This is a genomic window from Micromonospora sp. NPDC049240 (assembly GCF_040647835.1).
Lineage (GTDB): Bacteria > Actinomycetota > Actinomycetes > Mycobacteriales > Micromonosporaceae > Micromonospora.
Window position 1 is genome coordinate 342,467 of sequence record NZ_JBEZCX010000002.1, and the last position, 11,776, is coordinate 354,242.

Consider the following 11,776-nt stretch of genomic DNA (forward strand, 5'->3'; position numbering starts at 1 on the left):
GGGTGACGCCGGACGGTCACCGCCCGGCGCCCACCCGATCGTCATTGGTGAGCCGGTCACCCGCGCGGTAGGGCGCCAGCTCGGCGGCGAGCGCCTGACCCACCCGCACGTGCAGCAGCGTGCCCTCGGGCAGGTGCGCGGTGCTCAGCACCTCACCCTGACGGTGCACCCGGGCCACCAGGTCACCCCGGTCGTACGGGAGCACCGCGCGGACCTCGACCGCCGGCCGGGGCAGCCGACGCTCGACCGCCTCGCGCAGCTCGTCGACCCCGCGCCCACTGTGCGCGGAGACGAAGACCGCCTCCGGCCAGAGCCGCTTGAGACGCAGCATCGTCTCCTCGTCGGTGGCGTCGGTCTTGTTGACCACCAGCAGCTCGGGCAGCCGGTCGGCGCCCACCTCGGCGAGCACCTCGCGGACCGCCCGGACCTGCTCCTCCGGATCCGGGTGCGTGCCGTCGACCACGTGCACCACCAGGTCGGCGTCGCCGACCTCCTCCAGCGTCGAGCGGAACGCCTCGACGATCTGGTGCGGCAGGTGCCGGACGAAGCCCACCGTGTCGGAGAGCGTGTAGAGCCGCCCGTCGGAGGTGGTGGCCCGGCGGGTGGTCGGGTCCAGCGTGGCGAACAGCGCGTTCTCCACCAGCACGCCCGCCCCGGTGAGGCGGTTGAGCAGGCTGGACTTACCGGCGTTGGTGTAGCCGGCGATGGCCACCGCGGGCACCGCGTTGCGGGAGCGCCGGGCGCGCTTCGTCTGGCGTACCGTGGTCATGCCCTTGATCTCGCGGCGCAGCCGCGCGATGCGGTGCCGGATCCGACGGCGGTCGGTCTCCAGCTTGGTCTCACCCGGGCCGCGCAGGCCCACGCCGCCGCCGGCGCCACCGCCGCGACCGCTACCACCGGTCTGCCGGGAGAGCGTCTCACCCCAACCGCGCAGGCGCGGCAGCAGGTATTCGAGCTGGGCCAGCTCGACCTGCGCCTTGCCCTCCTTGCTCTTGGCGTGCTGGGCGAAGATGTCGAGGATCAGCGCGGTGCGGTCGACCACCTTGACCTTGGTGCGCTGCTCCAGGTTGCGCAGCTGCGACGGGGACAGCTCACCGTCGCAGATCACCGTGTCGGCGCCGGTGGAGAGCACCACCGCGCCCAGGTCGTCGACCTTGCCCCGACCGATGTACGTCGCCGGGTCCGGTCGGTTGCGGCGCTGGATCAGCCCTTCGAGCACCTGCGAGCCGGCCGTCTCGGCCAGCGCCGCCAGCTCGGTGAGGCTGTTGTCCGCGTCGGACTGGTTCCCCTCCGTCCAGACGCCCACCAGGACGACCCGCTCCAGCCGGAGCTGGCGGTACTCGACCTCGGTGATGTCGGTCAGCTCGGTGGAGAGGCCAGGGACCCGCCGCAGTGCCTGCCGCTCCGACAGCTCGTACTCACCGGTGGTGGTGTCGAGCTCGTCGTCCTCGTAGGGGTGGAAGGTCTCCTGCTCGCGCAAACCGCGTCTCCTGTCCGTTATGTGCATCACCGAGAATTTTCGGCGCGTGACAGCAATCCTGACACGTGTCAACGCCGGGCGCACCCGCGTTATGCCCGTGGCGCTACCCACCGGTAGTGGGGCCGGATGCCGGTCGGCCCGGGTGGGCGGGTAGAAATGCCAGTCGAGCCGCTCAGCGTCGACGGAGGAGTTGTTTTCTCGTGGCCATCACCCGACTGCCGAGTGCCGGATTCTCGATCACGATCCGGATCGCGGTGCCCGCCGACGCCTCCTCCATCGGTCGACTGACCACCGCGGCGGGCGAGGCCGGCGCCATCGTCACCGCGCTGGACGTGGTCGACTCCGACCCGACCAACGTGATCGTCGACCTCACCTGCGACACCGCCGACGCCGGCCACGCCGACCAGGTGGTCGACGCGCTCACCGCGCTCGACGGGGTGGACGTGCGCAAGGTCTCCGACCGGACGTTCCTGCTGCACCTGGGCGGCAAGATCGAGGTGACCCCGAAGGTCGCGCTGCGCACCCGCGACGAGTTGTCCCGGGCGTACACCCCGGGGGTGGCCCGGGTCTGCATGGCGATCGCGGAGAACCCGGCCGACGCCCGGCGGCTCACCATCAAGCGCAACACGGTCGCCGTGGTCAGCGACGGCTCGGCCGTGCTCGGCCTGGGCAACCTCGGGCCGGCCGCCTCACTGCCGGTGATGGAGGGCAAGGCGGCGCTGTTCAAGCGCTTCGGCGGCGTGGACGCCTGGCCGGTGGTGCTGGACACCCAGGACACCGACGAGATCGTGGCGATCGTCAAGGCGATCGCGCCGGCGTACGGCGGGATCAACCTGGAGGACATCGCCGCGCCGCGCTGCTTCGAGATCGAGGCCCGGCTGCGCGAGGCGCTGGACATCCCGGTCTTCCACGACGACCAGCACGGCACCGCGATCTGCGTGCTGGCCGCGCTGACCAATGCGCTGCGCGTGGTGGGCAAGCAGCTCGCGGACGTCCGGGTCGTGGTCTCCGGCGCCGGCGCGGCCGGCACCGCGATCATGAAGCTGCTGCTGCGTCAGGGCGTGGGCGACATCATCGCGTACGACCGGCAGGGCGCGCTGCACCGCGGGCTGCCCGACCTGAACCCGGCCTGGCAGTGGCTGGCCGAGAACACCAACCGGGAGAACTACACCGGCGACCTGGCCGGTGCGGTGCGCGGCGCGGACGTGTTCATCGGGGTGAGCGCGCCCAACCTGCTCACCGGCGACGACGTGGCCGCGATGGCGAAGGACGCGATCGTCTTCGCGCTGGCCAACCCGGACCCGGAGGTGGACCCGCGGGAGGCGCGCAAGCACGCCGCCGTGGTCGCCACCGGCCGCTCGGACCAGCCGAACCAGATCAACAACGTGCTCGCCTTCCCGGGCGTGTTCCGCGGCATGCTCGACGCGCACGCCGAGGAGTTCACCGAGGAGATGGCGATCGCGGCGGCCCGCGCCATCGCCGACGTGGTCGGCGAGGACAAGATCAACCCCACCGTGATCGTGCCGAGCGTGTTCGACTCGCGGGTCGCCCCGGCGGTGGCCGCCGCGGTGCGCGCCGCCGCGCAGAACCCGGCCGTCACGCCGCCGCCCGCCGCCGACCCGGGCCCGGCCGACCTTCCCGAGATCGCCGCCAACGCCAGCGCCACCCCCTGACGGCGCCACCCCGACCGCGGCCCCACCGCCCGCCTGAGCTGCCACCCCACCCCTTGGCCGCCCGCCTTCGCCGCCGCCCCCACTACCTGGCCACCCGCCTTCGCTGCATGCCGCGCCGTCCGGCCGCCCGCCTTCGCTGCATGCCGCGCCGTCCGGCCGCTTACCTAAGCTGCCGCCGGCGTGTCGCGGGCCGGCGTGTCGCGGCCGGCAGAGGTGCGACTGTGTAGCGATATACCGCAGCGTCATAAATATGACCAGGCGGTATATCGCTCCCGAACCCATCCGTCTCCCAGGCCGTTACCCGGCGTCACCAATGCCCCCGGCGGGCGACGCAGCCGGGCGGGCGACGCACCCGGGTGGGGCGACGCACCCGGCGCGGGCGACGCACCCGGCGCGGGCGACGCACCCGGCGCGGGCGACGCACCCGGGCGAGACCAACGCTCCCGGCTGGGCAACGCCTCGTGCGAGGCAAACGCCCCCGGCTGGGGCAACGCTCCCCGTGCGGAGTCACGCCCGGTGCGACCGGCGCCGGACGGGGAAGCGCTGGTCAGGGGCGCAGGGCGGCGCGGGTCAGGGTGCCGGTGGCGACCAGTACGGCAGGGCCGGCCAGCCAGCAGGAGTCGGCGGTCACGGTGACCGTCAGACGGCCACCCGGGACGTCCACGGCCACGACGCCGTGCTCCCGGCCCATGTCCCGCAACGCCACCGCCGCGACCGCGCACGCGCCGGTGCCGCAGGAGAGCGTCTCGGCGGAGCCCCGCTCGTGGACCCGCATCAGCACGTGCCCGTCGGTGCCGCCGACCGGCTCGCCGGGCGTGGTGAACTCGACGTTGACGCCGGCCGGGAACGTCGCGGCATCGACCTCGGGGGCGCGGGTGAGGTCGAGGGCGGCCAGGTCAAGCGCGGCGGGCAGCGCACACACCAGATGCGGGTTTCCGACGTCCACCGCCGCGCCGGTCAGGGTCAGCCCGCCCAGTGTGGCGGTGGCCGCGTCGTGCAGGCGGGGCCGGCGCATCTCGACCGCCACGTCCGCGCCCTCGACGCGGGCCCGGACCAGACCGGCCCGGGTGGCGATCGGCAGCGTCCCGCCCGACGGGGCGACAAGTGACCGCTCCAGCAGGTAGCGCACGAAGACCCGGGCCCCGTTGCCGCACATCTCCGCGAACGAGCCGTCGGAGTTCCAGTAGTCCATGAACCACTCGGCCTCGCCGGCAAGCGCGGCGCCGTCGGGGTGCTTCGCGGCGCGCACCACCCGCAGCACGCCGTCGCCGCCCAGCCCGCGCCGGCGGTCGCAGAGCGCGGTGACCAGGCCGGGCGTCAGATCGAGCGTGCCGTCCGGGTCGGGCAGGATGACGAAGTCGTTGCCGGTGCCGTGCCCCTTGCTGAACTCCACGGTCCCATCATCCCCGATGCCCGACGGCGATCCGCAGCGCCGTGTCGACGAACCCGGGGGCGGCCGAGTCGAGCCAGTGCACGCGCGGATCGCGCCGGAACCACGAGCGTTGCCGGCGGACGAAGCGGCGGGTGGCCCGGATCGTCTCCTCGTACGCCTGCGTCTCGGTCAGCTCACCGGCCAGGAACCGCAGCACCTGCTGGTAGCCGAGGGCTCGGCTGGCCGTCCGGCCCGCCGGCAGCCCCGCGCCGACCAACGTGCGCACCTCGTCGACCAGGCCGTCGGCCCACATCCGGTCCACCCGCAGCGCGATCCGCTCGTCCAGCGTCGCGGTGTCCAGGTCCACGCCGAGCTGCACGGACGGGTAGTACGGCGTGGGCGCCGGCAGCGACGCGGTGAACGGCGCGCCGGTCAGCTCGATCACCTCCAGCGCCCGGACGATCCGCCGGCCGTTGCCGGGCAGGATGCCGGCCGCCGCCACCGGGTCCGCGGCGGCGAGCCGGGCGTGCAGCGGGGCCGGGCCGACCTCGGCCAGCTCCGCCTCCAGCCGCTCCCGCAGCGTCGGGTCGGTGCCGGGGAACTCGAACTGCTCCAGCACCGCCCGCACGTAGAGCCCGGAGCCGCCGACCAGCAACGGCACCCGCCCCCGGGCGAGGATGTCGTCGACCGCCGCGCGGGCCAGCTTCTGGTACTCGGCGACGCTGGCCGGCTCCGTCACCGGCCAGATGTCCAGCAGGTGGTGCGGCACGCCCTCCCGCTCGGCCGGGGTCAGCTTGGCGGTGCCGACGTCCATGCCCCGGTAGAGCTGCATCGAGTCGGCGTTGACCACCTCGCCGTCGAGCGCGTGCGCCAACGCGATGCTCAGCGCCGACTTGCCGGCCGCGGTCGGCCCGACCACCGCGACGACGGTCATGACAGCTCCCAGTTCGCCACGAAGTAGGCGACGCCGTAGGGCGCCCGGTGGTAGCTCAGCTCGCCCCGCCAGTCGCCGCCCGCCGCGCCCACCGCGCCGGCCAGCGTCTGCCATGGCGCCCGCCCGGCGACCCGCAGCTCGGCGGAGAGCACCGGGTCCAGGCCGCGCAGGGCGTCGGCGTCCGCGCCGGCCAGGGCCGCGGCGACCACCTCGTCGTACGCGGGCGCGCGCGGGTCGTCGTACCCCGGCGCGGTGACGCCCCGGCAGGCGGACCCGTCGCCGAGCACGAGCAGCGCGACCCGCGGATCGTCGTCGGCGATCAGGCTCGCGCCGAACGCCGCGCACTCCGCCGGTGCGGCGTCGTGGGCCACCGACCGGGCCAGGCGGGGCAGCCCGGTGCCGGAGCGGTTCAGCAGCCAGGCGCCGATGGTCAGGCTCAGCGGCAGGACCTCTCCGCCCGAGCAGGAGATCTTCCACAGCCGCACCGGCCGGTCGAGCCCGAAGCCGCGCAGAGAGCCCGAGTCGGCGGCGTTGAACCGGACGGTCTCCGGTCCCCCGCCGACGAGCAGGATCGCGTCGGGCTCGGCGGCGAGCAGCCGGGCGACCGCCGCGTCGGCGGCGGCCCGCAGGTCGTCCAGCTCGGGTGCGGCGGCGCCGGCCAGCTCGGGCACGAGCAGCGGCGGATGGGGGCAGACGGCGGCGGCGACCAGGGGCACGACCCCAACCTAGCGGGACACCCCGGTGCGTCCCGCGCCGATCCGGTCATCGAGGGCGTACGACACCGTATGGTCACGGTCGACGACAGGCGCTCGACACGGACGGGGGCGGACCTGTGACAATGCCGGGAGAAAGTTTGCTGCGCCGTGGCGGCGACCGAGGGCTGTTCCCTCGGCGCCGGGAGAACGAGGATGGGCACATGAGCGACTGGACTGCCTTCGGACGGGTCGACGAGGACGGCACCGTCTACGTCAAGACCGCCGAGGGCGAGCGGGTGGTCGGATCCTGGCAGGCGGGGGCCCCGGAGGAAGGGCTCGCCCACTTCGCCCGGCGCTTCGCCGACCTGGTGACCGAGGTGGACCTCACCGAGGCCCGGCTCAACTCGGGCGCGGCCGATGCCGGCCACTCGCTGACCACGATCCGCCGGATCCGCGCGTCACTGGCCGAGGCGCACGTGGTCGGGGACATCGATGCCCTGGCCGCCCGGCTGGACAAGCTGGCCGCCGTCGCCGAGGAGAAGGCCGGCGAGGCCAAGGCGGCCCGGGAGGCCGCCCGGGGCGAGGCGCTGACCCGCAAGACCGCCCTGGTCGAGGAGGCCGAGAAGCTGGCCGCCGAGTCGACCGGCTGGAAGACCGCGGGCGACCGGCTCAAGGAGATCCTCGACGAGTGGAAGACCATCCGCGGCGTCGACAAGAAGACCGACGGTGAGCTGTGGAAGCGGTTCGCCGCCGCGCGGGACGGCTTCACCCGGCGCCGGGGCGCCCACTTCGCCTCCCTCGACCAGCAGCGCAAGCAGGCGCAGACGGTCAAGGAGGAGCTGGTCGCCGAGGCCGAGAAGCTCAAGGAGTCCACCGACTGGGGCGTCACCGCCGGCCAGCTCAAGGACCTGATGGCTCAGTGGAAGGCCGCGCCGCGCGCCGCCAAGGAGGCCGAGCAGAAGCTCTGGGAACGGTTCCGGGCCGCGCAGGACGAGTTCTTCACCCGCCGCAGCGAGGTCTTCTCGGCGCGGGACAACGAGCAGAAGGTCAACCTGGAGCGCAAGCAGGCGCTGCTGGTCGAGGCCGAGGCGCTCGACGTCGACGGCGACCCGAAGGGCGCCCAGGCGAAGCTGCGGGAGATCCAGGCGCAGTGGCACGAGGCCGGCCGGGTGCCCCGCGAGGCGGCCGCCGGCCTGGAGCGCCGGCTGCGGACGGTGGACGAGAAGGTCCGCCAGGTGATGGACTCGGCGTGGCGGCGCACCTCCAAGGAGGACAATCCGCTGCTGGCGCAGATGCGCGCCCAGGTGGCCGAGGCCGAGGAGCGGCTGGCCCGGGCCCAGGCGGCCGGCGACTCCCGCCGCATCAAGGAGGCCGAGCAGGCGCTGGCGTCCAAGCGCCAGTTCCTCCAGCTCGCCGAGCAGGCCGGCTGACGGACGCGTTCGGAAGCCCCGGTCCCTGGCGGGCCGGGGCTTCCGTCTGTCCGGGCGGCGGTTGACGCATCGAGGTGGGCTGATCAGAATGGGCGGCGGAGTCAGGTTGTGACGCCGGCGCAGGGCGTCGACGGGTGATCGTGCCGTCGAGGATCGCCGGTGTTCCCCCGCGGTTGGCCGTCCACGTGACCGGCCCGGCGGACGCTGTCCGCGTACTCGATGACGAGCGGGTCGGGCCTCCTGGTCCTGCCGCCCGCGGCGCCCGAGCGGCGCGGGCATCCGAAGTGGAGCTCCCATGCACCGACGCACCGCCCTCGGCGGCGCCCTGACGGCGCTCGCCACCGCCGCGGCCGGCATCCTCGTCGCCGCGGCCGTCAGCACCACCCCGGCCGTCGCCGCGGCCGGCGGCACCGGCACCGGTTACCTGCACACCAACGGCAACAAGATCGTCGACAGCACGGGCGCGACCGTCCGGCTGACCGGCATCAACTGGTTCGGCATGGAGACCGACAACAAGACGTTCCACGGCCTGTGGTCGAGCAACCCGTGGCGCGGCCAACTCGACACCATGGCCCGGTTGGGCTACAACACGCTGCGCATCCCGTTCTCGAACGACTCCATCAAGCCCGGCGCGACGGCGACCGGGATCAACGACTTCGTCAACCCGGACCTGATCGGGCTCTCCCCGTTGCAGATCCTGGACAAGGTCATCGGCTACGCGGGCAGCAAGGGGATGCGGGTCATCCTGGACCGGCACCGGCCGACCTCGGCCGGGCAGTCGCCGCTCTGGTACACCTCGGGCGTGTCCGAGGCGACCTGGATCGCCGACTGGAAGACGATGGCCCAGCGGTACGCGAACAACCCCACGGTGATCGGCGCGGACCTGCACAACGAGCCGCACGCCGAGGGCACCAACCCGGCCGCCACCGGCGCCTGCTGGGGCTGCGGCGACACCGCCCGGGACTGGCGGCTCGCCGCCGAGCGGGCCGGCAACGCGATCCTCGGCGTGCAGCCCAACTGGCTGATCTTCGTGGAGGGGGTGAGCTGCCCGAGCGGCGGTCTGTCGAACGTCTGGGACAACGACCCCAGCAACGACGAGGACTGCGGCTGGTGGGGCGGCAACCTGTCCAAGGCCGGGCAGTTCCCGGTGCGGCTGAACGTGGCGAACCGGCTGGTCTACTCGCCGCACGAGTACGCCACCTCGGTCTACCGGCAGGCCTGGTTCGACGACCCGAGCTACCCGGCGAACATGCCGGCGATCTGGGACAAGTACTGGGGTTACCTCTACAAGCAGAACATCGCGCCGATCATGATGGGCGAGTTCGGCACCACGCTCCAGGACCCGAAGGACAAGGTCTGGCTGGAGAACCTGATGGCCTACACCGGCACCGGGGTCAACGGCATGTCGTTCACCTACTGGTCGTGGAACCCGAACTCGGGTGACACCGGCGGCATCGCCAACGACGACTGGACCACCGTCAACCAGGCCAAGCAGGCCATCCTCCAGCCGTACCTGATCCCGCCGACGGGTGGCGGCAGCACCAGCAGCCCGTCCCCGACCGGCACCCCGAACACCTCACCGGCGCCGACCACGCCGGCACCGACGACGCCGGCGCCCAGCGGCGGCTGCACCGCCAGCTACAAGCAGACCAACGCCTGGGCCGGCGGGTTCCAGGGCGAGCTGACCGTGAAGAACACCGGCACCGCCGCGCTGAACCCGTGGTCGGCCACCTGGACGTGGCCGTCCGGGGTGACGCTGGCCAGCGGCTGGAACGCCACCGTCACGCAGTCCGGCACGACGGTCACGGCCGCCGCGCCGAACTGGGCGTCGTCGCTGGCGCCGGGCGCCTCGGTGACCGTCGGCTTCACCGCCAACGGCACCGCCGCCGCCCCCGCCACCGTCAAGCTCAACGGCACCGCCTGCTGATGGTGTAAGGAGGGGCCCCCTCCTAACGCATTCGGTAGAGGAGGGGCCCCTTCTTAACACTCGGTGTTAAGAAGGGGCCCCTCCTTCAGCGCGGGCGGGTCAGTGGGCGGCGCAGCCGCCGGTGGGGGCGGGCGACTCGGCCGGCGCGCCCACCGTCGGCAGCCCGAGCAGCACCCCGGGCGTACGCGGGGCGCGTCCCGCCTCGGCCGCGTCGCCGGCCCGGGTACGCCGGTGCGCCACCGGTGCCCCGTCCGCGTTGAGGTGGTGCGGGGCGGCGTACGTGACAGTGGTGTGCACGATGTCGCCGGGGCGGATCCGCCCGGCCAGGTCACCGGTGGCGAAGTGCACGAGCCGGCCGTCGCGGGCCCGGCCGGACATCCGGCCGGTGCGCTCGTCCTTGCGCCCCTCGCCGACGGCGACCAGCACCTCGACGGTCTCCCCGACCAGCTTCTTGTTCTCCGCCCAGGTGATCTCCTCGACACAGGCGATCAACCGCTCGTAGCGCTCCTGCACGACCTGCTTGGGGAGCTGGTCGGCCATGGTGGCGGCCGGGGTGCCGGGGCGCTTGGAGTACTGGAACGTGAACGCCGACGAGAACCGGGCCTCCCGGACCACGTCGAGGGTCTGCTGGAAGTCCGCCTCGGTCTCGCCGGGGAAGCCGACGATGATGTCGGTGGTGATCGCCGCGTCCGGCATCGCCGCCCGGACCTTGGAGATGATCCCCAGGTACTTCTCCGACCGGTACGAGCGGCGCATCGCCCGCAGCACGTCGTCGGAGCCGGACTGCAACGGCATGTGCAGCGAGTGGCAGACGTTCGGTGTCTCGGCCATCGCGGCGATCACGTCGTCGGTGAAGTCCTTCGGGTGCGGGCTGGTGAAGCGGACCCGCTCCAGCCCGTCGACGTCGCCGCAGGCGCGCAGCAGCTTGCCGAACGCGTACCGGTCGCCGAACTCCACGCCGTAGGAGTTGACGTTCTGCCCGAGCAGCGTCACCTCCAGCACGCCCTCGGCGACCAGCGCGCGCACCTCGGAGAGCACGTCGCCGGGGCGGCGGTCCTTCTCCTTGCCGCGCAGCGACGGCACGATGCAGAACGTGCAGGTGTTGTTGCAGCCGACGGAGATGGAGACCCAGCCCGCGTACGTCGACTCGCGCCGGGTCGGCAGCGTGGACGGGAAGACCTCCAGCGACTCGAGGATCTCCACCTCGGCCGCCGCGTTGTGCCGGGCCCGGTCCAGCAGCGCCGGCAGCGAGCCGATGTTGTGCGTGCCGAAGACGACGTCCACCCAGGGCGCCTTGCGGACGATCTCGCCGCGGTCCTTCTGGGCCAGGCAGCCGCCGACCGCGATCTGCATGCCGGGGTGCTTCGTCTTGACCGGGCGGAGGTGGCCGAGGTTGCCGTAGAGCCGGTTGTCGGCGTTCTCCCGGACCGCGCAGGTGTTGAACACCACCACGTCGGGCTGCTCGACGGACTCGGCGGCGCGCACGTAGCCGGCGTCTTCGAGCAGGCCGGAGATGCGCTCGGAGTCGTGCACGTTCATCTGGCAGCCGTACGTGCGCACCTGGTAGGTGCGCGGGCTGCCCGCGGCTGCGGTAGTCATGACCCGGACAGCGTATCCGGGCCACCCGGACCGCCCCACCCCCGTGTCCCGCCCGGCGGGTGGGGGGTGGGGGCCGGTCAGGCGGCGGCCAGCGCGGGGGCGACCGAGTCGGGGGCCCAGCGGGAGCGGTGGCACTGCGACCAGCCCCGGCAGCCGGGGTCGGCAAGCGTGCAGAGCCGCTGGTCGCTGAGCGCCTCGCCGTCGTCGGTCTCGACCACGTCGAAGTGCACCGGGCGGATCGTGCCGTCCGGGGCGACCAGCAGGTGCCGGCCGGCGTCGAGCGTGTCGTCGCGCATCAGGCAGTTGCGGCCGAGCACCCGGGCCAGGGCCGCGATGGCGGGCAGCTCGGGCAGGCGTTCGGGCACGCCGTAACAGTCGACCACGGTGCCGTACGCCCCGGGCGCCTCCCACACGTCGCAGACCACCGCGTACGCGGGCAGCCGGACCGGGTCGGCGACGGCGAGCGGCATCACCACCCGGCCGAGCGCCTCGGCCAACGCCGGGTAGACCTCCACCGGCGCGCCGCCGTCGATTCTCCAGTTCCACAGCTCGGTCATGCCGCCTCCTCGCTGCGCTCGTCCCACCGGCCTCCGGATCGGGCCTTACTGACGATGGTGGGGGGCATTTGACCTCGACCGGGGGCAAGTTACCGGTCTGTGACCATTC

At 73.3% G+C, this 11,776-nt stretch carries 9 protein-coding genes; 3 read left to right on the plus strand and 6 right to left on the minus strand.

All coding sequences use genetic code 11. The annotated features are described in order from the left end of the window. Window positions 1-16 precede the first annotated feature (16 nt). Window positions 17-1,507: a GTPase HflX gene (gene hflX, locus AB0B02_RS04855; RefSeq protein ID WP_281935405.1), complete on the minus strand. Its 1,491-nt coding sequence runs from the start codon at window positions 1,505-1,507 to the stop codon at window positions 17-19. A gap of 173 nt (window positions 1,508-1,680) precedes the next feature. On the opposite strand from hflX, the gene AB0B02_RS04860 reads away from it, so the two are divergent. After that, complete coding sequence (locus AB0B02_RS04860; protein ID WP_281935408.1) at window positions 1,681-3,153, plus strand: NAD-dependent malic enzyme; 1,473 nt, start codon at window positions 1,681-1,683, stop codon at window positions 3,151-3,153. A 547-nt stretch (window positions 3,154-3,700) separates the two neighbouring features. Here the strand turns inward: AB0B02_RS04860 and dapF are convergent. Genes dapF through AB0B02_RS04875 form a run of 3 tightly spaced genes read right to left on the minus strand, consistent with a single transcriptional unit; the run spans window position 3,701 to window position 6,175 of the window. Then, the gene (dapF, locus tag AB0B02_RS04865) at window positions 3,701-4,546 is read right to left on the minus strand and encodes a diaminopimelate epimerase (protein ID WP_357296821.1); all 846 of its coding nucleotides are present in this window, start codon (window positions 4,544-4,546) and stop codon (window positions 3,701-3,703) included. 7 nt (window positions 4,547-4,553) lie between these two features. Then, window positions 4,554-5,459: a tRNA (adenosine(37)-N6)-dimethylallyltransferase MiaA gene (gene miaA, locus AB0B02_RS04870; RefSeq protein WP_281935412.1), complete on the minus strand. Its 906-nt coding sequence runs from the start codon at window positions 5,457-5,459 to the stop codon at window positions 4,554-4,556. Further along, window positions 5,456-6,175: a hypothetical protein gene (locus tag AB0B02_RS04875; protein ID WP_357296824.1), complete on the minus strand. Its 720-nt coding sequence runs from the start codon at window positions 6,173-6,175 to the stop codon at window positions 5,456-5,458. Before AB0B02_RS04875 ends, miaA begins: the two co-directional genes overlap by 4 nt. A gap of 200 nt (window positions 6,176-6,375) precedes the next feature. Here AB0B02_RS04875 and AB0B02_RS04880 point away from each other — a divergent pair, with 200 nt between their 5' ends. After that, complete coding sequence (locus tag AB0B02_RS04880) at window positions 6,376-7,584, plus strand: DUF349 domain-containing protein (protein WP_357296826.1); 1,209 nt, start codon at window positions 6,376-6,378, stop codon at window positions 7,582-7,584. A gap of 295 nt (window positions 7,585-7,879) precedes the next feature. Then, window positions 7,880-9,511, plus strand: a complete 1,632-nt coding sequence (locus AB0B02_RS04885) for a cellulase family glycosylhydrolase (RefSeq protein ID WP_281935417.1) — start codon at window positions 7,880-7,882, stop codon at window positions 9,509-9,511. A 99-nt stretch (window positions 9,512-9,610) separates the two neighbouring features. Here AB0B02_RS04885 and miaB read toward each other — a convergent pair whose 3' ends face one another. Both miaB and AB0B02_RS04895 read right to left on the minus strand, forming a co-directional pair. Further along, entirely contained in the window at window positions 9,611-11,110 is a 1,500-nt protein-coding gene (gene miaB, locus AB0B02_RS04890; RefSeq protein WP_357296830.1) for a tRNA (N6-isopentenyl adenosine(37)-C2)-methylthiotransferase MiaB, read from the minus strand. Between the two features lie 77 nt (window positions 11,111-11,187). After that, complete coding sequence (locus AB0B02_RS04895) at window positions 11,188-11,667, minus strand: hypothetical protein (RefSeq protein WP_281935421.1); 480 nt, start codon at window positions 11,665-11,667, stop codon at window positions 11,188-11,190. Window positions 11,668-11,776 lie beyond the last annotated feature (109 nt).

Excerpts from the sequence above, each read along its gene's own strand:
- hflX (WP_281935405.1), bottom strand. The coding sequence starts at position 1,507 with ATGCACATAACGGACAGGAGACGCGGTTTGCGCGAGCAGGAGACCTTC.
- miaA (WP_281935412.1), bottom strand. The coding sequence starts at position 5,459 with ATGACCGTCGTCGCGGTGGTCGGGCCGACCGCGGCCGGCAAGTCGGCG.
- AB0B02_RS04880 (WP_357296826.1), top strand. The coding sequence starts at position 6,376 with ATGAGCGACTGGACTGCCTTCGGACGGGTCGACGAGGACGGCACCGTC.
- AB0B02_RS04885 (WP_281935417.1), top strand. The coding sequence starts at position 7,880 with ATGCACCGACGCACCGCCCTCGGCGGCGCCCTGACGGCGCTCGCCACC.
- miaB (WP_357296830.1), bottom strand. The coding sequence starts at position 11,110 with ATGACTACCGCAGCCGCGGGCAGCCCGCGCACCTACCAGGTGCGCACG.
- AB0B02_RS04895 (WP_281935421.1), bottom strand. The coding sequence starts at position 11,667 with ATGACCGAGCTGTGGAACTGGAGAATCGACGGCGGCGCGCCGGTGGAG.